The following is a 231-nucleotide window of genomic DNA, read 5'->3' on the forward strand; positions in this document are numbered from 1 at the left end:
ACCGCGCACGGCGATGATCACCGTGTTCATCGTCATGCAGCCGCAAAGCGGCCACGTGTTCGCCAAGAGCTTCTACCGGGTGCTCGGCACCCTGGCCGGCTCGGCGATGATGGTGGCGTTGATTGCCATTTTCCCGCAGAACACCGAGCTGTTCCTGCCCAGCCTGGCGCTGTGGGTTGGGCTGTGCTCGGCCGGTGCCATGCGCTACCGCACCTTCCGCGCCTATGGCTT

1 protein-coding gene is annotated in these 231 nt (G+C 64.9%); it reads left to right on the forward strand.

The window, feature by feature from the left end; translation table 11 throughout:
• The coding region (locus tag GYA94_RS26660; protein WP_174824217.1) for an FUSC family protein at positions 1-231 on the forward strand (231 nt) is incomplete at both ends.

The sequence above is a fragment of the Pseudomonas juntendi genome (assembly GCF_009932375.1).
Taxonomy (GTDB): Bacteria; Pseudomonadota; Gammaproteobacteria; order Pseudomonadales; family Pseudomonadaceae; genus Aquipseudomonas; species Aquipseudomonas juntendi.